Origin of the sequence: Kitasatospora sp. NPDC050543 (genome assembly GCF_044457565.1) — a bacterium.
Taxonomy (GTDB): domain Bacteria; phylum Actinomycetota; class Actinomycetes; order Streptomycetales; family Streptomycetaceae; genus Kitasatospora.
Genome location: NZ_JBITGZ010000003.1, coordinates 74,781 through 101,089 on the forward strand (window position 1 = coordinate 74,781; position 26,309 = coordinate 101,089).

At 74.0% G+C, this 26,309-nt stretch carries 22 protein-coding genes; 6 read left to right on the forward strand and 16 right to left on the reverse strand.

From position 1 onward, the window contains the following. Positions 1-243 precede the first annotated feature (243 nt). The gene (aceB, locus tag ACIBH3_RS04730; protein WP_396310419.1) at positions 244-1,896 is read right to left on the reverse strand and encodes a malate synthase A; all 1,653 of its coding nucleotides are present in this window, start codon (positions 1,894-1,896) and stop codon (positions 244-246) included. A 191-nt stretch (positions 1,897-2,087) separates the two neighbouring features. On the opposite strand from aceB, the gene ACIBH3_RS04735 reads away from it, so the two are divergent. Then, positions 2,088-2,885, forward strand: a complete 798-nt coding sequence (locus ACIBH3_RS04735) for an IclR family transcriptional regulator (protein ID WP_396310420.1) — start codon at positions 2,088-2,090, stop codon at positions 2,883-2,885. A gap of 213 nt (positions 2,886-3,098) precedes the next feature. Next, positions 3,099-3,635, forward strand: coding sequence for a hypothetical protein (locus ACIBH3_RS04740; protein WP_396310421.1), 537 nt, complete (start codon positions 3,099-3,101; stop codon positions 3,633-3,635). Positions 3,636-3,842: 207 nt separating this feature from the next. Here ACIBH3_RS04740 and ACIBH3_RS04745 read toward each other — a convergent pair whose 3' ends face one another. Continuing rightward, entirely contained in the window at positions 3,843-4,343 is a 501-nt protein-coding gene (locus ACIBH3_RS04745; protein WP_396310422.1) for an NUDIX domain-containing protein, read from the reverse strand. 14 nt (positions 4,344-4,357) lie between these two features. Continuing rightward, the gene (locus ACIBH3_RS04750) at positions 4,358-5,047 is read right to left on the reverse strand and encodes an HAD family hydrolase (RefSeq protein ID WP_396310423.1); all 690 of its coding nucleotides are present in this window, start codon (positions 5,045-5,047) and stop codon (positions 4,358-4,360) included. A gap of 228 nt (positions 5,048-5,275) precedes the next feature. On the opposite strand from ACIBH3_RS04750, the gene ACIBH3_RS04755 reads away from it, so the two are divergent. Together ACIBH3_RS04755 and ACIBH3_RS04760 are read left to right on the forward strand one after the other, a co-directional pair. Beyond that, positions 5,276-5,671 (forward strand): ribonuclease, encoded by a 396-nt coding sequence (locus tag ACIBH3_RS04755; RefSeq protein WP_396310424.1) that lies wholly within the window; start codon positions 5,276-5,278, stop codon positions 5,669-5,671. A gap of 210 nt (positions 5,672-5,881) precedes the next feature. After that, positions 5,882-6,211 (forward strand): MoaF-related domain-containing protein, encoded by a 330-nt coding sequence (locus tag ACIBH3_RS04760; protein ID WP_396310425.1) that lies wholly within the window; start codon positions 5,882-5,884, stop codon positions 6,209-6,211. A 46-nt stretch (positions 6,212-6,257) separates the two neighbouring features. On the opposite strand, the gene ACIBH3_RS04765 is transcribed toward ACIBH3_RS04760, so the two are convergent. From ACIBH3_RS04765 to ACIBH3_RS04795, 7 genes are all read right to left on the reverse strand, one after another. Then, the gene (locus ACIBH3_RS04765) at positions 6,258-7,406 is read right to left on the reverse strand and encodes an alpha/beta hydrolase (protein WP_396310426.1); all 1,149 of its coding nucleotides are present in this window, start codon (positions 7,404-7,406) and stop codon (positions 6,258-6,260) included. A gap of 360 nt (positions 7,407-7,766) precedes the next feature. Continuing rightward, a complete protein-coding gene (locus ACIBH3_RS04770; protein ID WP_396310427.1) occupies positions 7,767-8,696 on the reverse strand; it encodes a phosphotriesterase in 930 nt (309 codons plus the stop codon). Further along, the gene (locus ACIBH3_RS04775; RefSeq protein WP_396310428.1) at positions 8,693-9,160 is read right to left on the reverse strand and encodes a carboxymuconolactone decarboxylase family protein; all 468 of its coding nucleotides are present in this window, start codon (positions 9,158-9,160) and stop codon (positions 8,693-8,695) included. The genes ACIBH3_RS04770 and ACIBH3_RS04775 overlap by 4 nt, the downstream gene beginning before the upstream one ends. A 17-nt stretch (positions 9,161-9,177) precedes the next feature. Further along, positions 9,178-9,756 (reverse strand): DUF4865 family protein, encoded by a 579-nt coding sequence (locus ACIBH3_RS04780; protein WP_396310429.1) that lies wholly within the window; start codon positions 9,754-9,756, stop codon positions 9,178-9,180. 17 nt (positions 9,757-9,773) lie between these two features. After that, positions 9,774-10,340, reverse strand: a complete 567-nt coding sequence (locus ACIBH3_RS04785; RefSeq protein WP_396310430.1) for a TetR/AcrR family transcriptional regulator — start codon at positions 10,338-10,340, stop codon at positions 9,774-9,776. A gap of 110 nt (positions 10,341-10,450) precedes the next feature. Continuing rightward, positions 10,451-12,715 carry an MMPL family transporter gene (locus tag ACIBH3_RS04790; RefSeq protein ID WP_396310431.1) on the reverse strand — a complete coding sequence of 755 codons (2,265 nt, stop codon included), beginning with the start codon at positions 12,713-12,715 and terminating at the stop codon, positions 10,451-10,453. 347 nt (positions 12,716-13,062) lie between these two features. Next, positions 13,063-16,758: a BTAD domain-containing putative transcriptional regulator gene (locus ACIBH3_RS04795; RefSeq protein ID WP_396310432.1), complete on the reverse strand. Its 3,696-nt coding sequence runs from the start codon at positions 16,756-16,758 to the stop codon at positions 13,063-13,065. 415 nt (positions 16,759-17,173) lie between these two features. Here ACIBH3_RS04795 and ACIBH3_RS04800 point away from each other — a divergent pair, with 415 nt between their 5' ends. Next, positions 17,174-18,163: an aldo/keto reductase gene (locus tag ACIBH3_RS04800; protein ID WP_396310433.1), complete on the forward strand. Its 990-nt coding sequence runs from the start codon at positions 17,174-17,176 to the stop codon at positions 18,161-18,163. A gap of 138 nt (positions 18,164-18,301) precedes the next feature. On the opposite strand, the gene ACIBH3_RS04805 is transcribed toward ACIBH3_RS04800, so the two are convergent. The 6 genes from ACIBH3_RS04805 to ACIBH3_RS04830 form a co-directional block, all read right to left on the reverse strand. Beyond that, on the reverse strand, positions 18,302-19,030 hold the full coding sequence (locus ACIBH3_RS04805) for a winged helix-turn-helix domain-containing protein (protein WP_396310434.1): 729 nt from the start codon (positions 19,028-19,030) through the stop codon (positions 18,302-18,304). Between the two features lie 80 nt (positions 19,031-19,110). Then, positions 19,111-19,239: a hypothetical protein gene (locus tag ACIBH3_RS04810; RefSeq protein ID WP_396310435.1), complete on the reverse strand. Its 129-nt coding sequence runs from the start codon at positions 19,237-19,239 to the stop codon at positions 19,111-19,113. Between the two features lie 410 nt (positions 19,240-19,649). Further along, positions 19,650-20,252 carry a GTP-binding protein gene (locus ACIBH3_RS04815; protein ID WP_396310436.1) on the reverse strand — a complete coding sequence of 201 codons (603 nt, stop codon included), beginning with the start codon at positions 20,250-20,252 and terminating at the stop codon, positions 19,650-19,652. Further along, on the reverse strand, positions 20,233-20,664 hold the full coding sequence (locus ACIBH3_RS04820) for a DUF742 domain-containing protein (RefSeq protein WP_396310437.1): 432 nt from the start codon (positions 20,662-20,664) through the stop codon (positions 20,233-20,235). Before ACIBH3_RS04820 ends, ACIBH3_RS04815 begins: the two co-directional genes overlap by 20 nt. Before the next feature lie 8 nt (positions 20,665-20,672). Then, positions 20,673-21,095 carry a roadblock/LC7 domain-containing protein gene (locus ACIBH3_RS04825; RefSeq protein WP_396310438.1) on the reverse strand — a complete coding sequence of 141 codons (423 nt, stop codon included), beginning with the start codon at positions 21,093-21,095 and terminating at the stop codon, positions 20,673-20,675. Next, positions 21,092-24,103 carry a nitrate- and nitrite sensing domain-containing protein gene (locus ACIBH3_RS04830; RefSeq protein WP_396310439.1) on the reverse strand — a complete coding sequence of 1,004 codons (3,012 nt, stop codon included), beginning with the start codon at positions 24,101-24,103 and terminating at the stop codon, positions 21,092-21,094. The genes ACIBH3_RS04825 and ACIBH3_RS04830 overlap by 4 nt, the downstream gene beginning before the upstream one ends. 367 nt (positions 24,104-24,470) lie before the next feature. On the opposite strand from ACIBH3_RS04830, the gene ACIBH3_RS04835 reads away from it, so the two are divergent. Continuing rightward, positions 24,471-26,297 (forward strand): AMP-dependent synthetase/ligase, encoded by a 1,827-nt coding sequence (locus ACIBH3_RS04835; protein ID WP_396310440.1) that lies wholly within the window; start codon positions 24,471-24,473, stop codon positions 26,295-26,297. Positions 26,298-26,309 lie beyond the last annotated feature (12 nt).

A 26,309-nucleotide genomic window follows, 5' to 3' on the forward strand; every position in this document is an offset into this window, starting at 1 on the left:
CGAGGGGTGGGTCCCTGGGCCGGGCCGCCACTGTGTGTGCGTGGGGGGTGGGACGCGGGGCTGAGCCGTTCCGGACGGCCGCTGCGGAGCGGTGGAGGGCAGCCGTACGGAACGGAGCAATCGGGTGCGACCAGTGCTACAGCCTGGCAGGCGGCAGCGGGGCTGCGGATCGGTAGATTGAGCGCAGCCCGTCCGCCGGAGACGCAGCCCGCTGGAGGTGCGGCCCGCCGGAGGACTGCTCGCTCAGCCCAGCAGGGGAAGCGCCGGAAGGGTGAGGAAGTCCACGAACTCCTCGGCGAGCGAGACCTGCTCGAAGAGCTTGGCGGCCTCCTGCCAGCGCCCACCGGCGTAGACGTCGCCGCCCAGTTCGCCGCGCAGCGCGGCGAGCTCCTCGGCCACGAGCCGGCGGACCAGCTCGGCGGTGGCCTTCTCACCGGTGTCGGCGAGCACGACCCCGTTGTGGATCCACTGCCAGATCTGCGAGCGCGAGATCTCGGCGGTGGCCGCGTCCTCCATCATGTTGAAGATGGCGACCGCACCGAGGCCGCGCAGCCAGGCCTCGATGTAGCGGACGCCGACCTGGACGGCGTTGTGCAGCCCGGCCCGGGTGCAGCTGCCGCCGGCGCCCGCGATGTCGAGCAGCTGGTCGGCCGTCACCGTCTCCGAGGGGCCGGGGTTGTCCTTCTGGTTGGGGCGATCGCCCAGCACCGCGTCGAAGGAGGCCCGGGCGACCGGCACGAGGTCGGGGTGGGCGACCCAGGAGCCGTCGAAGCCGTTCCCGGCCTCCCGGTCCTTGTCGGTCTTGACCTTCTCCATGGCGGCCGCGTTGACCTCCGGGTCCTTGCGGGAGGGGATGAAGGCCGCCATGCCGCCGATGGCGTGCGCGCCGCGCCGGTGGCAGGTCTGCACCAGCAGCCGGGTGTAGGCCGCCATGAACGGCGAGGCCATGCCCACGCTGTTGCGGTCGGGCAGGATGTAGTGCTCACCGGCGTCACGGAAGTTCTTGACGATCGAGAACAGGTAGTCCCAGCGGCCCGCGTTGAGACCGGCGGCGTGCTCGCGCAGCTCGTAGAGGATCTCGTCCATCTCGAAGGCGGCGGTGATGGTCTCGATCAGCACGGTGGCGCGGACGGTGCCGTGCGGGATGCCGAGAGCGGCCTGGGCGTGCGTGAACACGTCGTTCCAGAGCCGTGCCTCCAGGTGGCTCTCGGTCTTCGGGAGGTAGAAGTACGGCCCCGAGTTCGGGTCCTGGGTGCCCCTGGCCAGCAGGCGGGCGGCGTTGTGGAAGAAGTACAGGCCGAAGTCGACGAAGGCGCCGGCGACCGGGTTGCCGTCCACCAGCAGGTGGCTCTCGTCGAGGTGCCAGCCGCGCGGGCGGACCACCACGGTCGCGAGCTGGGCGGCGGCCTTGAGCTTGTACTCCTTTCCGGCCGAGGAGGTGAAGTCGATCCGCCCCTCGAAGGCGTCGATCAGGTTCACCTGGCCGCTGACCACGTTCTCCCAGGTGGGAGCGGTGGCGTCCTCGAAGTCCGCGAGCCAGACCTTGGCGCCGGAGTTGAGGGCGTTGATCACCATCTTGCGGTCGGTGGGCCCGGTGATCTCGACCCGGCGGTCCTGGAGCGCGCGGGGCGCCTCGGCGACCTTCCAGTCGGCGGCCCGGATCTCGGCCGTCCCGGGCAGGAAGTCGAGTGTCCCGGCCTTCGCGATCTCGGCGCGCCTGGCCTTTCGTCGGGTCAGGAGCTCCTGGCGGCGACCTTCGAAGGCCCGGTGGAGCCCGACCACGAAGGCGACCGCCTCGGGGGTGAGCACCTCCTCGGACCGGGGGACGCGCGGACCGGCGACAGTGACGACCGGAGCGGCGGGGGAAACGCCGGCGGGTCCCTGATCTGTAGCCATGGGCAGGACACTCCTTGGACGGTTGAGCCTGGCGAAGGAAGGTTCCGATGGGAACTTCCTCGATCTGAACCCACCTACCGATGGGTTCGATTCTGTAAGGTGGAGACTAGTTTCCGCGATACAGAATTTCAACGGTTTGTTGAGGTGATCGCTGGGACTCTACTCCTCCCCCGACAGCGAAGGGAACGCCGGTGGTTGCGACCCCCGACACAGCATCGACGACAGGCACCGACCGCGCGAGCGGCGGAGTGCAGTCCGTCGAGCGCGCCTTCCAGCTGCTGGAGGCGCTGGCCGACGCCGGCGGCGTTGCCACGCTCAGCGAGCTCTCCACCTCCTCGGGCCTGCCCATGCCCACCATCCACCGACTGGTTCGTACCCTGGTCCAGCAGGGATATGTCCGCCAGGACACCGCGCGCCGCTACACCCTCGGCCCCCGGCTGATCCGCCTCGGCGAGACGGCCGGCCGACTGCTCGGCAGCTGGGCGCGCCCGTACCTGACCGAGCTGATGGAGGCCACCGGCGAGACCGCGAACCTGGCCGTCCTGGAGGGCGGCGAGGTGGTGTACGTCGGGCAGGTGCAGTCACGCCGCTCGATGCGGATGTTCACCGAGGTCGGCCGCCGGGTGCAGCCGCACTGCACCGGCGTGGGCAAGGCGCTGCTGGCACAGCTGCCGGAGGACGAGGCCCGCGCGATCCTGGGCCCGAACACCCTGCCGGCCCACACCTCGTACACCGTGACGGACCCCCAGCTGCTGCTGGAGCAGCTGGCCGAGGCCCGCGAGCGCGGGTACGTGGTGGACGACCAGGAGCAGGAGATCGGCGTACGCTGCATCGCCGTCGCGGTGCCCGGCGCACCGACCCCGACGGCGCTCTCGGTCTCCGGCCCGGAGGCGCGCATCCGGGCGCTGGAGGAGCAGGCGGGCAGCTCCTCACTGGTGCCGGTGATGCGGCAGATCGCCGGCCGGCTGGGCCAGGTCCTCGCACCCTGACGGCTCAGTCCCTGCTGACGGAGCGTCATGCTGACATGGCGTCACCGGCGGTACTCCGAGCGGAAACCCTGGTCGGCGGCCGTTCGGATCCGCCGTTCGTCCGTTCGGGCGGCGTCGGTCCCGCTTCCTGGCCGGTGGGGGGTGCGTCGGTCAGTCTTGGGCGTGCGCGGCCCGCACAAGGGACGGGCCGATGAGGCAAGGCAGGTGAGGGCGATGTCCCGCAGCTCGACGTCCCGGGGCTTGGTACTGAGGTCGATGGCGGTCGGCGGGGTGGCGGTGGTGCTGGCGGCGGGCCCCGCCGGAGCCGCCGACACTCCACCGGGAGCGCCGGTCCCAGAGACGTCACCCACGGTCTCCTCCAGGTCCGACCTGGCGGTGTCGCGGATCGATCCGGACGCGGCGTCGCCCGGCGGGACCACCACGGTGCGCGCGCTCGTGTGGAACATCGGGCCGCAGCGCACGGCCAACCCGTTCAACGTGGTCATCACGCTGCCGCCCGGCGTCACGCCGGAGGGCGAGGTCTACCCGGACAACTGCGCCGCCTTCCAGGGCGGGCACCGCCTCCGGTGCGTCTTCCCCGCCGGGCTGCCGGCGTACCGCACCGCCACCGCGCGGATCAACGTCCGCCTCGCCGCGGACGTACCGGTGGGCACGCTGACCGGCGGATGGGTGTCGGTGCGAGGCCTGGACGACAAGAACCCGGACAACAACAAGCAGCCGTTCGAGCTGCCGGTCGTCGCGGGGAACTGACCTGGAGCTCGAACGAGGTCCAGTGGGTGCTGGAGATGCCACTGCTGAACTCATCGGAGCAGGTCAGCGACTTGCCCGGGACCCGGGGGGTGGGCGCCGGCGTGGCGCCTCGGCCCCACCCGGCGCGGCAGCCCCACCGGACGCCGCGACCCTACCGGCCGCGTCCGGCCCGCCCGGGCGGCCGGACGCTGCGGCTCCGGCGCCGGGTCAGCCCCAGGCGCCGCCGGGCCGGCCGGCCGCCCAGGCCCGGTACAGGTCGAGCGTCGCGGCCAGCTGCGAGTGCTGCGGCTCCGGCAGGCCGTCGAGCGCGAACCAGCCGAGCTCGTCGAACTTGTGCGGCTCCCCGATGGCCACCTCCGCCGGGTCGACCTCGACGGCCGACACCACCGCGACCCAGTGCGAGCGGGGATCGACGCGCAGGATGTTGCGCACCCCGATCGTCTCGACGGCGAGGGCACGCGCCGAGTACTCCTCCCGGACCTCGCGGGTGACGGCCGCCTCGAAGGACTCGCCGAACTCCAGCGCCCCCGCCCCGGTGTCCCAGCTGCCCGGCTCGTCGCGGGCGCCCGCCCCGCGCCGGGCGAGCAGGACACGGCCGCGGCCGTCGTGGCAGACGAAGACGCAGGAGACGGTGGGTGACCGAAGGGTGGGTGGCTGAACCGTGGCTGGCTGAACCGTGGGTGACTGGCCGACGGGTGACTGGCTCATGACGGTGATGCCTCTCAGAAGTGCTTCAGCAGCTCGCGGAAGCCGTTCAGGCGCAGCACGCCCTCGTCCGCCGGGTCGAGCTCGCTGTGCTCCAGCACCCAGGTGTGGGCGTTGGGAATGAAGACGGCGTTCATGCCCGCCGCGCGGGCCGGGAGGATGTCGGACTTCGGCGAGTTGCCGATCATCCAGCTGTCGCCCGCCGTCAGCCCGTGCCTCTCGATGAACCGGCGGTAGGTCTCGCCGTCCTTCTCCGCCACGATGTCGACGGCTCGGAAGTGCCCGGCGAGCCCGGAGGTGTCGATCTTGCGCTGCTGCTCCGTCAGGTCACCCTTGGTGAGCAGCAGCAACGCGTACCGGCCCCCGAGCTCGGCGAGGGTCTCGGCGACGCCGTCGATCAGCTCCACCCGGTGGTCGATGAGGACCGCGGCCAGTGCCTCGACCTCGTCCTGCTCGGCGCGGGTGGCCGGCCGGCCGCGCAGCCGCTCGGCGCAGTCGCCGAGGCTGCGCAGCAGCATGGCGCTGCCGTAGCCGTGGGTGAGCGCGTTGGCCCGCTGCACCTCGTCGAGGACGGCCCGCAGCTCCGTCCGGTCGAGCGTGGGGTGCGCCAGCCAGCCGAGGAAGTCGTCGATGACCCGCTCGAAGACGACGTTGTTCTCCCACAGGGTGTCGTCGGCATCGAAAACGAGTGTCTGGCCCTGGCTCACGCACAACCTCCCGGAACTCCACTGGAACTGTGCGCCACGCTAGCCGGGCCGGTACGGGTACGCACCGGGTTTTCCGAGCGGCCAGGCCGCGCCCCGGGCCGGCGGCCCGGCACTCCGGCAGACGATTGAAGTCGCCCTGGCGCCTGGGTAGTTACGCGTACATGAAGAGTCGCCCGAGGGCCCGGGAATGCCTTCCGCCGGACGCGGCCGCGACTCCAGACTGCTGCCATGCGAACCCCTCTACGCGCGTGGAAGACCCGCGCCGCCTCCGTCGTGTCCGTCGGCCTGCTCACCCTGGCCCCCATCGCCGTACTCACCCCGGACGCCCACGCCGCCGTCAGCGGAAGCGTCTGCCGGACCGCCCTGCCCAGCCAGGCCAGGGACACGCTCAACCTGATCGCCAAGGGCGGGCCGTTCCCGTACTCCCAGGACGGCATCGTCTTCCAGAACCGGGAGGGCGTGCTGCCCTCGAAGTCCTCCGGCTACTACCACGAGTACACCGTCAGGACGCCGGGCTCGACCACCCGCGGCGCCCGACGGATCGTCACCGGCAAGGCGTACCACGAGGACTACTACACCGCCGACCACTACGCGAGCTTCAGAAAGGTCGACTTCGGCTGCTGACCGGCCGGGGCCTCGCCCCGAGCTTGGAGGCGTCCCGCACGCGGTGCCGTGCGGGACGCCGCCGGGGGGCGGGGCGGCGCCGCGGGGCGCGGGAGGCCCGCCCCCGGGAGTGAGCCCGCTCGCGAGGCGTCGTCGGATAGGTTGGGTGGGCGTGGCCGACGGACCGGCCGCGGCCCGAGCGACTTCGAGACGACGAGGACCCGACCAGCCATGACCGCGCCCCTGCCCGCCTTCGCCGGCCGTACCTACCTCTTCGAGGTCGACAACGGCGCGGCCTTCCGCAACGCCTACTCGGCCGACGGCAAGCGGCTGCGCTGGGAGGGGCTGGGCGAGTCGGCCGGCCAGTGGGAGGACGTGGCCCTGCACGTCGCACAGGTCGGCCCCGACCTGTACTTCGTCAGCTGGACGGAGCAGAGCGGCATCACCGTCAGCCATGTGATGGACCTCGGCCGGCTGACCGTCCGGGCCTTCTGGACGTACGAGGGTGAGGGCGGCCGGGTCGGCGAGCTCCACACCGGCAGCCTCCGCCCGGTCGACTGACCCCCTGCCCACCGCCGGCCCGAGGCCTCCGGCCCCGGCGGGCGACCTAGACCGCGGCCGGGACCTGGAGGTGCTCGGAGAGCCATTCCAGGGAGGACGGCAGCAGCCTGCCCCAGGTCTGGAAGTTGTGGCCGCCGGTCTCCAGCATGCTGTACGAGACCTTCATCGGGGCGTGCGCGGCGGCGACGAACTGCTCGGTCTCGCGGCGGTACTCGCCGTCGCCCTCGCGGGTGCCCGCCAGCAGTACGGAGACCTCGGGCTGCGGCTCGTTCTTCAGGCGCCAGATCAGGTCGGCCTCGTCGCGCCGCCGCTGGCTGCCCTTGAAGAGGTCGCCGGTGGTCGCGTCCTCGGCGGCGCGGTAGTAGCCGGAGAGCGAGACGGCGGTCGGGAAGACCTCGGGGTGCCGCATGGCGAGCTTGAGGGCGCAGTAGCCGCCGGTGGAGTTGCCCATCAGACCCCAGGCGCGCGGATCTCCCGAGACCCGGTAGGAGGCCTCGATGGCCTGCGGGACGTCCTTGGTGAAGTACGTCTCGGACTGCGGGCCGCCCGGGATGTCCTCGCACTCGGTGTCCGTGGGCATCGCCGGCGAGGGGCGCATCAGCACCATGACGGTCGGCTGCATCCGGCCGGCCTGGAGCAGCCTGAGTGCGGCGCCGGGGTAGTTGAGCCTGGTCACCAGGTTCCTGGCGTCGCCGGGGAAGCCGGTGGTGACGATGACCGTGGGGAACCGCTTCTGCGCGAACTCCGGCTGGAAGTACTGCGGCGGCAGGTAGACGTACCCGTCGGTGGCGAGCCCGGTGGACGCGCCCGCGATCCGGATCTGGTGGATCTCCCCGGCCTGCCTCGGGTCACGGCCGATCGCCCCGCCGCCCTGGACGTCCACCCGGCCGAGTGCCTGGACCCGGACCGGGCTGCCCGCCGCCGCGGCGTCGGCCTTGTTCTGGATGCTGACCGGGCCGTTGTCCCCCGTGCCCAGCAGGTCGTCCCAACTGCTGTAGAAGGCGAAGTAGTTGTTCGCCACCAGCCCCAGTGCGGCGAGCACCGCCAGCTGGGTGGCCAGGATCGTGCCGATCCGGCCGAGCACCGCCGGCCAGGTCGGCCGCGCCAGCTTCGGCCACACCCACACCGTGGCAGCCATCACCAGGACGGCGACCAGAACGGTCAGCGCCAACACCTTGTGGCTCGTCAGGCCCATGTCCTACCTTGCTCCCACGCCTCGAAAGTCCCGCCCCCACCGCTACGACACCCCGCACGGCAGCCCGGTTCCACGGGCCGGCCGGCACCTGGCCGGGACACGATGAGCAACCCTAGCGGGTGGGGTGGGCGCGTTTCCGCAGACCCTCCGCCTCGGGCGCGCGCAGCGTGCGGCGGCACGGGGCACCGTCCTGTCCCACTCCGTCACCGTCGGCACGGCGGCACTTCGGCGTTGCCCGGCGGCAGCCCCGCCGTAACCCCGACGCCACTCTGACGCCCCCTCGCCCACGGGCGACGGGACGTCACCCGAGCGGAGCAGGAAGTCGGACCCGCCGGCTTCTGGTGCCGGCAACGCGGCGGGTCAGGGCCAGGCGGCGGCGAAGGCCCGGGACGGGTTGCTGGTGAGCAGCTGGTGAGTCAGGTCCGCGCCGAACTCGCGGGTGATGCGGGTGGCGAGGCCGGTCAGCAGGAAGGGCATGCCCGGGGTGCCGCGGGCGGCGCGGGTGGTGGTGTCGCCGCCGAGCAGCAACCGGGCACCGTGGCCGGCCTCGGCGAGGGTACCGATGGCGTCGAAGAGGCGGTGGTCGGTGGCGTGGTTGGCCAGGGACGGGCCGTCCAGGGCGAGGAAGGCGCCGGACGCGGCGGCGGCGCGCAGCAGGCGGGTGTCGGGGAAGCGGTTGAGGTGGCCGAGGATCACCCGGTCCGGCGGTACGTCCAGGCCGCCGCAGAGCAGGTCCAGCACGTCGAGCGCGGCGGTGCCCAGTTCGTGGTGGACGGCGATCGGCGCGCCGGTCTCGTGGTACGCCTCGGCGGCGGCGGTCATCACCCGGCGGGTGCGCGGCTCCAGTCCGTGGTAGTCGCCGGCCACCTTGATCAGCCCGGCCCGGACCCCGGCCGTGGCGTCGGTGCCGCGCAGACCCGTCGTCAGTTCCGCGACGAACAGCTGCGTGAGGGCGTCCGGCAGGGCGTCGGAACCGTAGTGCGCGGCGCGGTGCAGTCCGGTGGCCGCGACCAGGTGGACACCGGTGACGCGGGAGATCGCGGCGAGTTCCGGGCCGCCGCGCCCCAGGCCGTGCGGCGTCCACTGCACCACCGCGCGCCCGCCGAGGCGGGCGAAGGCGTGCAGTTCGGCGGTGGCGGCCGCCGGGTCGTCCAGCTCCTGGCCCGGCAGCAGCGGGCTGCCCAGGAAGAGGTGGTCGTGGGAGTTGCAGACTCCGAGGTCGGCGGGGTCGATGTCGCCGAGGACGGTCCGGACCGTCCGGGCAGCCGGGGCGGTCCGAGCGGCCGTCACCGCGCCACCGCCGCGGACTCCTCGAAGGTGGCGGCGGCGGTCCGCAGGCCCGCCAGCGCCTTGGGGAGGCCGATGTAAGGGGCGAGATGGACCATCACCTCGGCGATCTGCTCCCGGGTCAGGCCGATTCGCAGGGCGATACGCACGTGGTCGGCGAGCTGGGGTTCGACGCCTCCGAGTGCGGTGAGGGCGGCGAGGGTGAGCAACTGGCGCTCGCGCGGTTCGAGACCGGGGCGCTGGTAGGTGCCGCCGAACAGGCTGGTGACGATCCAGTCGGGGAAGCCGGGGGCCAGGTCGTCCAGGCCGCGCAGGGTGTCCCGGGCCCGCGGGCCGGCCAGTTCGTGGAGCAGGCGGTGGCCGGCGGCGCGGTCGAGTGTGGCCGGGGTCAGCTCGACGACGGGGGGCTGGGTGACGGGGGGCTGGGTGGCGGGTGAGTCGGGGTCGGGGAGATCGGTGGGTGCCATCGTGGGCGGGGTTCCTTTCACCAGTGCCGGCCGGGCGGCAGGCCGGGCAGTTCGGGGCGGGACAGGTGCAGCACCTGGTAGCGGTCGCCGTCCGCGCCGTCGGGCGCCGGGCCGTGCCAGAGCGCGAGCCGCAGCAGCTCCCAGCGGCTCGGGTCGACGGCGAGCGCCGCAGAGTGCAGCTCCCCGCCGGAGGGCAGGGCCGCGATCGCACGCTCGACGGCCTCGGCCGGGTCGACACCCTCGGGCAGGCGCTCGGTGTGCCGGGTGGCGCTGGTCGGCGCGGTGTCCTGCGCCGGGCCGGGCCGGAAGGCGGCGCCCAGCCAGTGCCGGACGGCCGGACGGCCGAAGTCGGTGACGATCCCCTGGAAGCCCGGCCCCCAGAGGAAACTGTTCATGCCCTCGGCGCTGCGCCAGAGGTAGAACGGCGCGTACTCGTTGACGGGCGAGCCCGCCACCCCGCGCTCCCGGACCAGATAGGCCTTCAGACCGAGGCCGGGGTACGCGTCGAGCAGGTGGCCGCGGTCGGCGACACGCGCGCGGATGATGCCCATGTCGTAGTTCGCGGGGAGGGTGATCCGGTACTGCATCGCATGCACGGTCGTCTTCCCTCCCGTCAGCGCAGCACGTGGGCCGACAGCAGGCCGAGGGCGCCGCGTACGGCCTGGTGGAAGGGCTCGGCGGTGCCGGCCGCGCGGGCGAGCACATAGCCACCCTGGACGACGGCGATCAGCGCCGCGGCGGTGTCGGCCGGGTCCGGGTCCGGGGCGAGCTCGCCGGCGGCCTGGCCTTCGGCGATCACCTCGGCGATCCGGCCGCGCAGCCAGGCGAGCGTCTCCTCCACGGGGGCGCGCAGCTGCGCGTCGGCGATGACGTCCGGGTCCTGTGCCATCCGGCCGATCCGGCAGCCGCGCAGCACGTCGCGCTCGCGCAGCAGGTAGCCGGCGATCCGCTGGTACGCGGTGCCGGGGCCGGACAGCCGCTCCTCGGCGAGGGCGCGCAGCTCCTCGGCGCTGCGGCGAAGGGCGGCCGCGGCCAGGTCGGGCTTGCCGGTGAAGTGGTGGTACATGCTGCCCTGGCCGACACCGGCGTGCCGCTGGATCGCTTTGGGGCTGGTGCCGACGTAGCCACGCTCCCAGAGGAGCTCCTGGGTGCTCTCGATCAGACGGTCCTGGGTTGCCATGCGCACCACTGTACATATCAGTAGGTACAGAGTCCAGAGCGGCGGTGCCCTCCGCGATGCGCGAGGGGCCCGCCGAGCAGCTTCGGCGGGCCCCTACGGTCGGTGCGAGGTCAGACGGCGACCCGCTCCGGCACGGCGGGAACCTCGGGGGCCGGCTCGTGACCGTGCTCGACCTTCAGCTCGGGCAGCAGGCGGTCCAGCCAGCCCGGCAGCCACCAGTTGGCCCGTCCGAGAAGTGTCATCGTCGCGGGGACGAGCACCAGGCGGACGATCGTCGCGTCCACCAGGACGGCCGCGGCCATCCCCACGCCCATCATCTTGACGGTGATGTCCGGGTCGATCGCGAAGCCGATGAACACCGCCACCATGATCGCGGCCGCGCTGCTGATCACCCGTCCGGTTGCGGAGAGCCCGCGCACCACGCTGCCGCGCGCGTCGCCCGTGACCAGCCAGTCCTCGCGGACCCGGGAGAGCAGGAACACCTCGTAGTCCATCGAGAGGCCGAAGAGCACGGTGAACATCAGGATCGGCACCCAGGAGGAGACCGGCACCGAGTGCGGCAGCCCGAGCAGCTCGGCACCCGCGTCGGACTGGAAGACCGCCGTCATCACCCCGTACGCGGCGGCCACCGACAGCAGGTTCATCACGGCGGCCTTGAGCGCGATCACGGGAGCGCGGAACAGCAGCGTCAGCAGGATCAGCGACAGCCCGACCACGAACGGGACGACCACCCAGAGGCGGGCGGCCAGCCGGTCCGATATGTCGGAGAAGACGGCCACCACACCGGTGACCCCGGCCCCGGCCGGGAGGACCTGCGAGCGCATCCGCTCCAGCAGCTGCGGGGTGCGCTCGTCCTGCGGCCCGGTCTTCGGCTGGACGGAGATCACGGCGGCGTCCGAGGACTGGTTGAACTGCGCAGGGGCGACCGCGGCGACGCCCGGGTCGGCCAGCATCATGGTGGTGAGCGCGGGCAGGTCGGCGGCGGGCACCCGGCGCAGGTCGACGGCGACCAGCAGGGGGCCGTTGGCGCCGGGGCCATAGGCCGTGGAGATCAGGTCGTACGCCTTGCGCGTGGTGTTGGAAGCCGACTGGCTGCCCGCGTCCTGCGGCCAGGTGCGCATGCCGAGCATCGGCGCGGCGAGCGCCAGCAGGACGGTCAGCGAGACCAGCGCGGCCGCCACCGGGCGGCGGCCGATCAGCCGGGCCCAGCGCTCGGTACGGGTGGGGGCGGGCGAAGCGGGTACGGCGGCAGCGACGACGGCTGCTGACGTCGCGGCTTCGGCTTCTGCTTCGGCTGCTGCGGACGCGTCGACGTCGACGGTGGCATCGGCGGCGCGGACAGCGGCCGTGGCATCGGCGGCGCCGGACCCGGCGAGGGCCTGACGCTCGGCACGGCGCAGCAGCCGGTGGCCGGCCAGCGAGCAGAGGGCGGGCACCAGGGTGAGCGATGCCAGCATCACGGCGCCGACCACCGCGAAGGTCGCGTACCCGAAGGACGCGTAGGTGGCGAGCCCGGCCAGCTTGAGGCCGAACAGCGAGACCAGCACCGTGAGCCCGGCCACCACCACGGAGGATCCGGCGGTGGCGGTGGCCTCGGCGGCGGCCTGCTCCTTGGTCAGCCCGCGGCGCAGGCCCTCGACGTGCCGGCTGACCAGCAGCAGCGCGTAGTCGATCCCGACGCCGAGGCCGACCATGCTCGCGACGGTGGGCGCGGTCGCGCTTATGCTGGTCACGGCCGCCAGCAGGGTGATGATCGCACTGCCCAGGCCCAGGCCGGCCAGGGCGATCACCAGCGGGAGACCGGCCGAGACGAAGGTGCCGAGGGCGACCACCAGGATGACCAGCGCGGCGACGATGCCGATGACCTCGGCGGAGCCGGAGGGGGCACTGAAGTTCTCCGGCAGCTGACCGCCGAACTCGACCTGGAGGCCGGTCTGTTCGACGGGCTTCGCGGCCTCGCGCAGCGCGTCGACACCCTCGGAGCCCTTGAAGTCGGTGACCGGGATGCGGTAGCTGAGGCCGATCAGCGCGGTGTCGCCGGCACCGGAGAGGACCGGCGGTGCCACGGCCGGGGTCCCGCGCAAGGTGGCGAGCCGGGCCCGCAGGTCGTCCAGGACGGCGGCGGGCACCGCGGCGCCGCTTCGGTCGTGGACGACGACCCGGGCGGTGGCGCCGGACATCTCGGGGAAGCGCTCGGCGAGCAGGTCGGCACCGGCCTGGGAGCGGGTGCCGGGCACCTTGAACTCGTCGCGCGGCGTGCCACCGACCGTGAGGGCGAGGGTGAAGGCCGCCACCAGCAGGAGCAGCCAGGCGAGCAGGGTGCGCCAGGGCCGGGCCGCCGAGGCGGCGCCGAGGCGACCGAGGAGGGAGGGCATGACGGGGCCTTTCGGCGAGGTCGGGACAGGCGTCGGGTGGTCGTCGGGCTTGTCGTCCGGCACGCCCGGAAGGCCGGGCGCGCACGGCCTTCCGGGCCTGCGTGGTTCGGAGTGCGCGCCGGGCGTGCCGGACATGCAGGACATGCACGGCTCGCCGCGACCTGCCGGACGGAGGGTCGCACCCAGCCTGACGGCGGTGGCTTGGAGACGGCTTGGGGCCGAGCTCCAAGCCCGCCCGCACCCCCGACGCTCGGGCGCTCCGCTGGTTCAGCGGTGCGCCGGCTTCAGCCGCCCGGCAAGCTCGGGCACCGGTCCAGGAGCGCGCACACTCCCCCGCGCAGCGGGGCTCAGCCGAGTGCGGCCAGCGCCCGCTCCGCGTCCTCGCGCCAGCGGCGGGCCTCCCACCGGCCCGCGACGGCGGCCGCGTACCGGAACTGCTCCCTGGCCTCCTCGCGGCGGCCGAGCAGGACGGCGAGTTCGCCGAGGTACTGCGCGACCGGACGCATCGCGATCGAGGTACTGGCACCGCCCGCGACCAGCTCGCGTAGCGGGAGCATCTCCTCGTACAGGGCGGCCGCCTCCCCGCGTTCGCCCAGTGCGATCACCACCATGCTGCGGATCGCGAGGAACAGCGAGCGGTAGTAGTCCGGCGGGATGACGTGGGACTCGGCGCGCGCCGCCCTGGCCTCGGCGATCCGGCCGAGCCGGAGCAGCGCGAGCGCGTGCGCGTCGGCGACCAGCGGGCCGTACAGCTCCCGCATCTGCTGAATCAGCGTCAGTTCGTCGGGGAGGGTGTCCTGTTCGATCGAGATGACGATCCTGACCAGCGCCGCGAGGCCCTCTGCGTGCAACGATCCCCGGGCGCGCAGCCCGGCCACGGCCTGGGCGTAGAACCCGCGCGCCTCCTCGATCCGGCCGGCGGCGAAGGCCAGCATGCCGCGCTGGCAGGTGCCGACGTCGAGCAGCTCGGCCATCCCGTACCGCACCGCGATCTCCTCGGCGGTGCGCATGTGGGCGCGCAGCGCGGGCAGGTCGCCGGCCGCGGCGGCCACCGTGCATTCGAGGTGCTCGGCGTGCCAGCGGTAGGCGGGCAGGTCGTGTTCGGTGGCCAGTGCGGCGAGTTCGGTGGCGATGGCGCGGCGCAGCTGGGACCCCAGCTCGTAGTCGTGCACCCGGGCCTGCGCGGCGAGGGCCATCGCGAGCAGCCGGGGGTCGCCCTCGGCCCGGGCGAGAGCGACCGCCTCGTCGCCGATGCCCCAGCCCTCGGGGGTGCCGGAGCAGTCGAGTTCGTAGCTGAGGGCGTCGAGCAGACGGCAACGGGTGGCGGTCGGCAGTGCGGTGCGGGCCAGCAGCGCGGAGAGCGAGTCGACGGCGGCCTGGTCGAAGCTGCCGTACGGGTGGGTGACCCACGGGGTGGGTTCGGTCCATGCGGTCCAGGCCTCGACGAGCAGGTCCCGGCGGTCCGTCTCCCGGGCGAGCCGGATCGCCTGCGCCTTGGTCTCCATCGCGGCAGCCACCGCGCCCATCCGCACCTGGGCGCGCAGCAGCCCGCCCAGCAGGGCGATCCGGCGGGCCTCGCGGTCGCCGCCGTCGGCCGGCAGGCGGTCGAGGGCGGCCAGCGCCTGCCGGAGCAGGGCGGCCGAGGCGTCGTGGGCGTAGCGGCGCTCGGCGGCCTCGGCGGCGCGGACGCAGTAGTCGACGGCGAGTGCGGCGCTCGCCCCGCTGGCCGCCTGGGTGTAGTGGTGGGCGAGCGCCTCGATGTGGTCGGGGCGCAGTACGCGCAGGGCGTCACCGACGCGCCCGTGCAGGCGGGCCCGGCGCAGCCCGCTGAGGTCGGCGTACAGGGTGTCGCGTACCAGGGCGTGGGTGAACCGGACGGCGCCGGGGCGCGGTTCGGTGAGCAGGCCGCCGTCGACGGCCGCCTCCAGTGCGTCGAGCAGCTCGTCCTCGTCGGCGTCCGAGGCCTGGAGCAGCACTTCGGCGTCGGCCTCACGGCCGACCACGGCGGCCAGTCGCAGCGCCTCGACGGCCCGGCGCGGCAGCCGGTCGAAGCGCCGGCGCAGGACGTCCCTGACACCCTGGGGTACGTCCTGGATCGCGACCAACGCGCCTTCACCGGCCAGCAGTTGGGCACTCTCCACCAGGTAGAACGGGTTGCCGCCGGTGCGGTCGGCCAGGGCCCGTACGGTGTGCCGGTCGACGGCGGCGGCGCAGACCGCCTCGATCAGGCGGCCGGCGTCCGCCTCGCCGAGACCGGGCAGCGGCACCCGGTACGGGGAGCGGCGTGCCAGCCGGGCGAGGACGTCGGTGAGATCGCCCTCACCGGGGCGGTGCGCGAGGACCAGCAGCAGGCCCGGCGCGGCCTGGCCGCCCGCGAGGTCGGCGAGCAGGTCCCGGGTCTCCTGGTCGGCGGCGTGCAGGTCGTCCAGGACGATGGCGACGGGCCGGGCCGCGGCGGCCGCGCGCAGCCAGTCGGCGACGGCACGGTGCAGCCGGAACCGTCCGGCCAGCGCGTCGGCGCGTCGCTCGGCGGGCCGGCCGGCGTGGACGGGGCTGGTGAAGCCGCGGAGGGCACTGGTGGCGGTGGCGGTGGCGGCACGGGTGGTGCTGCGGTGCGGGTCGGTGCCGTACGGTGCCTGGGTGAGCGGGAGCTGCGAGGGCGTCGGAGCTGCCGCGACGGCTCCGAACCGATCGGGTGTGCGCTGCGCAGCCACGCCCCCGGCGAACGCGACCGGGACGGCGGAGCCCGCGGTCACGGCCGGCACCCCGGGCGCGGCCGACGCACCGCGGTGCCGCTCCTCGTCGAGGATCGGCGCCAAAGCGGCGGCGAGGTGGCCGGGCGGGGGTGTGTGGCGGGCGAGTTCGCGCAGGGCCTCGGTCCAGGCCCAGGCCGAGGGGGCGCCCTCGGTCTCGGGGCAGCGACCGGTGGCGAGCAGCCAGCCGGCGTCGGCGAGTTCGGCGCAGAACCGGCCGAGCAGGGTGGACTTGCCCGCGCCCGCCTCGCCCGTGACGATCGCCACGGCATGCCCGCCCGCGTCGACGTCCACGGCGGCCTGGCGCAGGGCGCGCAACTCCGCCTCCCGTCCGACGAACACCGCCCCCGCCGCCGTACCCACCGCACCCGCACCGGGCCGGCGCACCGCGCGGGCGCCGGCCGAGCCGGGCCCGTCCGGGACCGGTGCCACCAGGACCGGAACGGCCCGGAGCGGAGGAGCCGGGAGCGGAGCAGCCAGGATCGGCGTGGCCGGGGCGGCGGCTCCGTCCCTCGCCGGCGCGGCGCCCCAGCCGCCGGCGGGCAGCCCGAGCAGATCGGTGCGCTGCTGCAGGATGGCGGCTTCGAGCTGGGCCAGGGCCGGGCCCGGGTCGAGGCCGAGTTCGTCGGCGAGTACGGCCCGGGCCCGGCGCAGCGCGTCCAGGGCGTCCGCCTGCCGGCCGCCGTTCCACAGTGCGAGGGCGAGCAGGCGCCAGCCCTCCTCCCGTAGCGGGTACTCCTCGGCGAGGACCAGCGCGTCGACGGCGGCCTCGGCCGCCCGGCCGGAGCCGAGCGTGAGCGCGACCCGCAGCTCCCGGGCCGAGAGCCGCAGCTCCGCCAGCCGGGCGATCTCGGTGGCGGCCCACGGTTCGTCGGCGAACTCCGCGTAGGCCTCGCCGCGCCAGAGCCCGAGCGCCTCGTCCAGGCCGCTGCCGCCGCTCTCGCGGGCCTGGGCGAGCAGCCGCTCGAACCGCAGGGCGTCCACCGCGTCGTGGGGCAGCCGCACCGCGTACCCCGGCGGTTCGCTGACCAGGATCCGGGCGGCCTCGCGTGGGCCGCGGTCCGGCTCCAGCAGCCGGCGCAGGTTGGAGACGTAGGCCTGGAGGGAGGCGCCGGCCTTGGCCGGCGGGCGGCCGCGCCACAGGTCGTCGATCAGCCGGTCCACCGGGACGACCTCGCCGCGGGCGGCGAGCAGCTGGGCGAGCACACCGCGCTGGCGCGGACCGCCGAGACCGACCCGGCAGCCGGCGACCTCCGCCGTGAGAGCTCCGAGAACCTGAATCCGCACCATGGTGACCGCCAGCCTAGGCGACCGCGCGCCGCCCGCTCCAAGTGGCTTCCAAGTCGGCCGTCTCCCCGTACGGCGGGGGCACGGCAGGTGTACGAAGCACAGCGGGCCGTGTGCCGCCCCCCGGCGGCCACGGCCCGAGGCCGCCGCGCGGCACCTGCGCGATCCGACCCTCGCCATGATCATCCGCTCTGAGGCGGCCCGCCGACCCCCGCCGGATGGCTGCCCGTGTGAGGCGTGCGTCACGTAGGGCGCGTGGGGCATGTTCGGCCTGTGCGCCGCCGCGTGGGGCGCATGCGTCATGTGGTGTGTGCGCGTCACATGGGCCGCGCGCAGCGCGGCGGGTGCCTCGGGAGGTCGCCGCCGCCGGGTGCGCCGCACCCGCCCTGCGGCCGTCCCGGCTGGCAGGATGCTGCCCATGACCTACCTCGCCGCGGATGACCGCTACGACTCGATGACCTACCGCCGCGCCGGCCGCAGCGGCGTGCAACTGCCGGCGGTCTCGCTCGGTCTCTGGCACAACTTCGGCGACACCCAGCCGCTGGACGTGCAGCGCGCGGTGCTGCGCCGCGCCTTCGACCGCGGCGTCACCCACTTCGACCTGGCGAACAACTACGGCCCGCCGTACGGCAGCGCGGAGAAGAACTTCGGCACGCTGTTCGCGCAGGACTTCCGCCCGTACCGGGACGAGCTGTTCATCGCCTCCAAGGCCGGCTACGACATGTGGCCGGGGCCGTACGGCGACGGCGGCTCCCGCAAGTACCTGCTGGCCAGCCTGGACCAGTCGCTGGACCGGATGGGCCTGGACTACGTGGACGTGTTCTACTCGCACCGCCACGACCCGGAGACCCCGCTGGAGGAGACCATGGGCGCCCTGGCCTCGGCGGTCCGGGCCGGCAAGGCGCTCTACGCGGGCATCTCCAACTACCCTGCGGAGCAGCACCGCGAGGCGGTGGCGATCCTGCGCGAGCTGGGTACGCCGGTGCTGATGAACCAGGCCCGGTACTCGATCCTGGACCGGGGGGTGGAGGAGGGCGTGCTGGACGCGGTGGGCGAGACCCAGACCAGTCTGATCGCCTACTCCCCGCTCGCCCAGGGACTGCTGACCGACCGCTACCTGAGCGGCGACGTACCGGCCGGTTCGCGGATGTCGGTCGGGCACTTCCTCAGGGAGGAGGCGCTCACCGGCGCCAAGCTGGAGCAGCTGCGCGCACTGAACAAGGTCGCCGAGGGCCGCGGGCAGAGCCTGGCCCAGCTGGCGCTGTCCTGGGTGCTCCGTGACCCCCGGGTGGTGTCGGTGATCATCGGCGCCAGCGGAGTCGCCCAGCTGGACCAGAACATCGACGCGCTGAACGGCGCACCGCTGTCGGCGGAGGAGCTGGCGGAGATCGACCGGCTCAGCAGCTGACCACCGGTCAGAACGACCGGTCGATGGGCGGCGCCGAGGTGGCGGCGAGTCCGGCCGACCGGCGCCGGGTGGCCACGCGCGATGGGCCGATCGATCGTCAGACCGACCGGCCCATCAGCCTGTTGACTCACGTGTGCGCTATGCGACGGGCGTGTACTTGTACCCGACCCGGCGGACGGTGACGATGCTGTCCCGGTAGGCCGCTCCCAGCTTGCGGCGCAGCCGGGCCACGTGCACGTCCACCGTGCGGCCGTCACCGATGTGCCCGTAGCCCCAGACGGCGGACACCAGGTGGTCCCGGCTGTGCACCCGCTGGGGGTGCTCGGTGAGGTGGGCCAGCAGCTCGAACTCCAGGTACGTCAGGTCGAGCAACCTGCCGTCCACGTAGGCGTTCCGGCGTTCGATGTCGACGCTGATGCCGCGCCCGGCGGGCCTGGCCGCCCTGGCTTCGGCGCCACCCGGCGCGACCGCTCCGGCGGAGGGCGGCACGGCGGCGGCAGGCGGCACGACGACGGCCGCCGCGCTGAACGGGACGGCGCCCGGCACGGCCTCGGCCGGGACGAGGACCAGGTAGCCGACCATCGGATGGCCGCCACCCGCCTGGCCGAACTGGGCTCCGTACTGGGCGAGCAGACCGTGCGGCAGGGCGGAGTGCGGGAGCGCCGCCACGACGGTGGCGCCCTCCGGAAGGCCGGTCAGCAGCGCCTGCGGCGGGAACGCGGGTTGCACCGCGGCCGGCGACTGCGGCAGGGCGTGCGTCTGCGGGGCGCCCGCGTGCCGGCGGTCGGCGGGAGAGGGGACGGACCGGACCGCGCGCAGGTGCGGGGTCGCGGCGGGCAGGGGGAGGGTGGCCGTGGAGGAAGACATGGTGCCGCTCTTTCGCGCGTGATTGACGGTTGGGAGTCGTCTGCGCGTCGACCGGGCGTGCTGCCGTGGCTGACCCGAGGTCAGCGGGCGGAGAGCCGGGACGCGCGAGTCGAGCCCGGACACGTCTGGTCGAACAGGTGCGGCTGCCGGGACGGCCAGAACGGCTCGAGGTCGAGGTGACCTCGGCTGCTGTCCACGACGTTGTTCATGCCCCCCATTGAATCAGATGAACGGCCCATTGCGCCGCCCCGGGGTCCAGCAAGCGGACCAGGGCGGTCATTTGCCGGTGTTTCGGAGCCGGCAGACGTCCAACAGGTGAGACCGGACGTCGACCAGCGAGGTCGTGACCCGCTGCGTCGCGAAGTCCTGGGCGAGCACGTCGGCCACGGGTTCACCGGAGACCGCCCAGGCGTCAGGTCGCCGGCCGCGAAGGCGGTACGGGCCCGGTCGGCGTCGAGCCCGACCCGGGTGACCCGGTCCGCCGGCACCTGGTTCCCGGCCGGCGGACCGGGTCACAGCAGGTACTCGCCGGGTGTCACGCCGCGGTGGCGGCGGTGTGCTCGGGTGCGCCTGCCACGCCGGGGCCCGGCAAGTCGACCCTTGCCGGCCCGACCCGAGGTCACCCGGCGGCGGCGCGCGCCAGCGCGTGCTGCTCGGCCGCGTGCTCGACCAGCCTGACCAGCAGCTCCTTGCCGTCCTCGCGGCGGCGCGCGTCACAGAGCACCACCGGCACCTCCGGATCGAGGTCCAGCGCGGCGCGGACGTCCTCGGGTGCGAACACCTCGGTGCCCTCGAAGCAGTTCACCGCGACCACGAACGGGACGCCGCGCTGCTCGAAGAAGTCCACCGACGGGAAGCAGTCGGCCAGCCGGCGGGTGTCGGCGAGCACCACCGCCCCCAGCGCGCCCTGCGCCAACTCGTCCCAGACGAACCAGAAGCGGTCCTGCCCGGGCGTGCCGAAGAGGTAGAGGGCCAGGCCGGCCCGCAGGTCGATCCGGCCGAAGTCCATCGCGACCGTGGTCGTCCGCTTGGCCTCGACACCCGCCGTGTCGTCCAGCGGGCGGCTCACCTCGCTGAGCTGCTCCTCGGTGCGCAGCGGACGGATCTCACTGACGGCCCCGACCAGCGTGGTCTTGCCCGCGCCGAAGCCCCCGGCGACGAGGATCTTGAGGGCGACGGAGGGGCCTCCAGGCCACCGGGCGTCAGAGCGCGCGGAGTCCATTGATCACATCCCGGAGCAGGCGCTCGTCCGGCAGTTGGGCGAGCGGGACGGGTCGGGTGACGCTGATCAGGTCGGCGTCGTACAGGTCTCCGAGCAGCACCCGCACCACGCTGACCGGCAGGTCGGTGTAGGAGCCGAGCTCGGCAACGGTGAGCTGCTGCTCGCGCCGGCACCAGTCGAGGATGACGTGGTGCTCGGGGTGGAGGGCCGGCTCTACGCCGTCACCGGGCTCGGCCACGGTGATCAGCGAGATCAGGTCGAACAGGCCCTCCTCGGGCGGCCTGGTCCGGCCCTTGGTCATCGAGAAGAGCCGGACCACCGGGCCGGCGTCGTCGTCGAACCAGCGGTCGTCCACCGGGGTTCGCGGTACGAAGAGGTCGACCTCGGGCTCCTGCCCCGTCCCCTCGGCCATCGGCTCGCTCATCTCCCCGGCGACGTCGCGGGCACCGTCCGTGGCTCCGCCGCCAGGTGCTCGCCGACCCGCTTGACCAGCAGCGCCATCTCGTACGCGATCAGGCCGATGTCGGCCTCGGCCTCGCTGAGCACGGCCAGGCAGCTGCCGTCACCGGCCGCGGTGATGAAGAGGAATGCCTCGTCCAGCTCGACCATCGTCTGCCGGACCCCGCCGACCTCGAAGTGCCGGCCGGCGCCCTTGGCGAGGCTGTGGAAGCCGGCCGCCACGGCGGCCAGGTGCTCGGCGTCCTCGCGGCCGAGGCCGCTGGAGGCCCCGGTGGCGAGGCCGTCGCCGGAGAGGATCACCGCATGCCTCAGGGCCGCGACCCGTCCCACGAGGTCGTCCAGGAGCCAGTTGAGGTCTCCGGACGGCTGCGTCGTAGTGGTCATGAATCTGTTCCTTCCGCTGGAGCGGGTGGTGCTGGAGCTGCGGTTGCTGCGCTTGCTTCGGGTGATGCAGGTGATGCGGATGATGCCGACGGTTCGAACCTACCGGGCGCACCGGGCGCGGCGGTCAGCGCGGGTGGCACCGGCGCCGAGGTGAGGGCCCGGCGGGTCGGCGCCGAGAGGTCGAACAGCAGCGGGCGGGGCACGGCCGGGGCGGCGGCTCCGGGCCGCTCGGCGCCCGTACCGCCCGACCCGGCGCCCGATCCCTTGCCCGACGCGGCGTCCGCTGCCGTACCCCGCACCGCGGTCAGCGAACCGGGACGGGCTCCGCGGCCGCGGGTGAAGCCGCGCTGGAAGGACGTGAAGGTGGCCCTGGCCTCCTCGGGCGAACGCTCGCGCACGGGATCGGCGGCCTGCTCGGCCGCGCCGGCCTCCCGCGCGGCGCGCTCCCTGAGCCGCTGCTCCTTGAGCTGGGGCGCCAGGTTGGCCTGGCGGACCCGCCGCGGCAGCAGTCCGGCGGCCGGTGCAGCGGCTGCGCCGGCAGCCGGGACGGCGAGCAGCGGCACCACGGCGGGCGCGCCGGCGTGGGGCACCGCGGCGGCGGGCGCGGCGGCGGCCTCGGGGCTGTCGACGGCCGGCTCGGCGGTAGCGCCGGAGCCCGCGACGTCGACAGCCCCGTCGGCCGGCTCCCCGGCCCGGCGGTGTCGGCCCCTGCCGGGCGTCGCCGGGGCCTCGCCGGAGGCACCGTCAGCGGCCGGCCCGTCGGCGCCACCGGTGGAGCCAGCACCGGAGGCACCGGCGCCGGCCTGACCCTTGGCGACCGCCACCGCCGGCGCCGGTACGAGCATCGGCCCGGACCCGGCCGCCCGCCGGCGGGGCAGCCCACCGGGCGCCTTGGCCGGCTCGACCATCGCGGGTCGCGGCCCGCCGCTGACGCGCGGCCCGGGGCGGACCGGCTGGTCCTCGTCCGGCGCCGTCCCCTCGCCGCCGTGCCGGTGCGCCCCGCCCTCGCCGAGCGAGGGCACCGCCACAAGCTCGCGCTGCCCCCGCCGTCCCCCTGCCGCGGGGGCTGGTCGGGCCGGGGCCTGGCCGGCGGGCTTCTCGCCCAGCAGGTCGGGCGCCTCGGCGAGCAGCTCGCGCGGGATCAGTACGACGGCCGAGGTGCCCCCGTACGGCGAGGGCCGCAGGTGCACCCGGATGCCGTGCCGACGGGCGAGCCGGCTGACCACGAACAGGCCCAGCCGGTCGGTGTCGGCGAGGTCGAACTCCTGCTCCTCCGCGAGCCGCTGGTTGATGTCCGCGAGCACCTGCCCGCTCAGTCCCAGGCCCCGGTCGTCGATCTCCAGCGCGAAGCCGTGCGCCACCACCTCGCCCTGGACGGTGACCTGGGTCTGCGGCGGGGAGAACACCGCGGCGTTCTCGACCAGCTCGGCGATCAGGTGGGTGACGTCCGCGACCGCGCTGCCGAGCAGCCCGGTGCCGGGGAAGGGCCGGACGATCACCCGGGCGTAGTCCTCCACCTCACCGACGGCGGCCCGCACCACGTCGACCATCCGCACCGGCTTGCGCCAGGCGCGGCCCGGCGAACCGCCGGAGAGGATGATCAGGCCCTCGGCGTGGCGGCGCATCCGGGTGGTGAGGTGGTCGATCTTGAAGAGGTCCTCCAGCTCCGCCGGGTCCTCGGTGCGCCGCTCCATGGTGTCCAGCAGGGTGAGCTGGCGGTGCAGCAGCACCTGGCTGCGGCGGGCCAGGTTCACGAACACGGCCGAGACACCGCGCCGCAGTTCCGCCTGCTCGACGGCGGCCTCGACGGCGGCGCGCTGCACCGCGTTGATCGCCCGGCCGACCTGGCCGACCTCGGCCGGTCCGAAGTGGAGCTCCGGCGCCTCGGCCGCGATGTCCACCGACTCGCCACGGCGCAGCCTGAGCATCACCGAGGGCAGCCGGGTGGTGGCGAGCTCCTCGGCGGCGTTGCGCAGACCTATCAGCTCGCGGGCCAGGGCCCGGCCGATCCGGAAGGAGATCATGACCGACAGGACCACCGCGACCAGACCGATCGCACCGGCGATGCCGCCGCGCCAGAGCAACCCGACCGCGTAGGACTTGGCGCGGGCGCCGATGCCCGCGGCCAGCCGGGTGTTGATCGCGCCGAGGTCCTCCAGCACGTGCCCGGAGGCCTCCGACCAGGCGTCCCCGCGCATCACCGCGGCGACCTTGTCGTAGCCGCCCGCCTCGTTGAAGTCGCGCTCCGCGCGCTCCAGCGCGATCCAGTTGTCGCTGGCGCGCAGGGCGAGGTAGTCGGTCTGGTCGCCCGGCTCCAGCTCGCCGACGTACACGGTGAACAACGCCTGCTGGTTGTGCATCGAGTCGAGCGCGATCTGGTACTGGTCGGGGGTGACGCGCCCCACGGAGGAGCGCAGGCCCTCCATCGCGGCGTCCTCCTGCGAGAGGTACTCGCGGGCGCGCGCCAGCTCGATCAGGATGGTGCCCTGGCGGGGCAGCTGGCCGCTCTGGCGGGAGACGAAGGCCGAGCGGAAGGCGAAGGTGGGCTTGAGCACGTCGCCGTACTGACGGATCGCGTAGTCCCAGCCCAGCGCGGAGCGTCCGATCTGGCTGCGCAGGCCCTTGAGCTGGTCGGCGGCCGTCAGCACGTCCTGGAACTTGGCCTGCTGGTTGGCGTCCAGCCCGCCGCCCCGGCCGCCGTTCTTCTGGCGCAGCGCCTGGGCGTCCCGGTCGGTGATGTCCTGGGCCCGCTGGAGGGCGTCGGCGGCGGCGCGCGAGCCCGGGTCGGCGAGCCTGAGCACGGCGGCGCGGCGCTCGGTCTGCAGGTCGCGCGCGTACTGGTCGACGGGCGTGCCGAAGGACTGGTACGTGCTGGTGACCTTCAGCTGGGTCCAGACGTCGCCGGCGGTGGCCAGGGTGGCGTACGCCCACAGGGCCGTGAGCGCGACGATGGGCACCATGAGCAGCGCGATGATCTTCGCGCGGATCGAGCTGCTGCGCAGACGCATGGAGTCCTCGGTCGGGATGTGCCAGGCGTGGACAGGGATCGGTCGGGACGGGTCGGGACGGCTGAGGGCTGAGGGCTGAGGGCTGCCGGAGGGGACCGGCCGCGGGATCTGCAAGAACCTACTACACCCTGACCATTCGTTCGAAGGCCCGAACATATCCGAAACCTGACCGCCGCAGCGGATCCGGACGATATCTGTACCGGTTCTGTGATGGCACGTGCCGATCTCGTCCCACCACGGTCACAAGCCTGGGCAGTGACGGTGCAATCCGATACCTTCGCTCCCACCTGCCCGACCTTCAGCGCCGCCCCACCGGAGGCCCGAACGGGCCCCGGCAGGCACAGCCGCAAACGGGGATGGGGGCAACGTGCGCGAGGTCAGCAGCCCTGCCGTGTCCGAGCCGGCCGGCGGCGGGTTGGCCGACTCGCTCTACGACACCGCCGAGCGCTCCCCCGGGCTCGTCCAGCTGGCCCGCCGCGCCGACGGCTGCGCACCGTGGCGGGACGTCACGGCGGGCGCCTTCCGGGACGAGGTGATGGCGCTGGCCAAAGGCCTGCTCACGCGGGGCGTGCGGTACGGCGACCGGGTGGGCCTGATGTCCAGGACCCGCTACGAGTGGACCCTGTTCGACTACGCACTCTGGTCGGTCGGTGCGATCCCGGTGCCGATCTACCCGACCTCCTCCGCCGAGCAGGTGCGCTGGATCCTCGCCGAGACCCAGGCGGTCGCCTGCATGGTGGAGAACGAGGACCACGCCATGACGGTCGGCGCGGTCTGCGACGCGCTGCCCGACCTGGCCGGCATCTGGCAGCTCGACCGGGACTGCGTGAGTGTGATCACCGAGGACGGCCGGGGCGTGCCGGACTCCCTGGTGCACCGTCAGCGCCTCGGGGTCACCGCCGACAGCATCGCCACCGTGATCTACACCTCCGGCACCACCGGACGGCCCAAGGGCTGCCTGCTCACCCACGGCAATCTGGCCGCCGAGGCCGACGCGCTGCTCGGCGGCTGGCACGACGTCTTCCACGACTCCGGCGGGGAGACCCCCTCCACCCTGCTCTTCCTGCCGATGGCGCACGTGTACGGGCGGATGGTGCAGATCGCGGCGCTGCGCGGCGGCTTCCGGATCGGCCACCTGCCCGAGCTCGCCACCGAGTCCCTGCTGCCCGCGCTGGCGTCCTACCGGCCGACCTTCCTGCACGCCGTGCCGTACATCTTCGAGAAGATCTTCCAGCAGGCCCGGCGGGCCGCCGAGCAGGCGGGCCGGCAGGAGCTGTTCGAGCAGGCCCGGCAGGTGGCGGTGGACTGGGCCGCGGCGCGCGAGCAGCGGGCGCTGGACCTCGGGCCGGGGCCCGGCCCCAAGCTCCGGCTGCGCCACCGGGCGTACGACCGGGTGGTCTACCAGCGGCTGCGGGACGTGCTCGGCGGGCGGGTGCGCAACGTGATGTGCGGCGGCTCCACACTCAGCCGCGAGCTGGGGCTGTTCTTCGCCGGTGCCGGGCTGACCGTCTACGAGGGGTACGGGCTGACCGAGACCTCCGCCGCGGTCACCGCCAACCCACCGGGCCGGGCCAAGTTCGGCACGGTCGGCCGCCCACTGCCCGGCGCCTCGGTGGCGATCGCCGACGACGGCGAGGTGTGGGTACGCGGCGGGATGGTCTTCGGCGGCTACCTCAACCACCCGCGCTGCACCGCGGAGGCGCTGTACGGCGAGTGGTTCGGCACCGGGGACCTCGGCAGCCTCGACGAGGACGGCTACCTGACCATCACCGGCCGCAAGAAGGACCTGATCGTCACCAGCAGCGGCAAGAACCTCGCGCCCGCCGCCCTGGAGGCACGGGTCCAGGCCCATCCGCTGGTCTCGCAGTGCCTGGTGGTCGGCGACGACCGACCATACGTGGCCGCGCTGATCACCCTGGACGAGGCCGCCCTGGCGCACTGGCTCAAGACCCGGGGCCGGGAGCAGCCGGACGAGTGGGGCGTGCTGACCGACGAGGACCTGCACACCGAGATCCAGCGGGCCGTGGCGGCCGCCAACACCGCCGTCTCCCGGGCGGAGTCGATCCGGGCGTTCCGGCTGCTGCCCCGGGAGTTCAGCCTTGAGCAGGGGCTGATGACGCCCTCACTGAAGCTGCGCAGGGCGGCGATCGCGGAGCGCTACGCGGCCGACATCGAGGAGCTGTACACGGCTTAGCGGCGCGGCGCG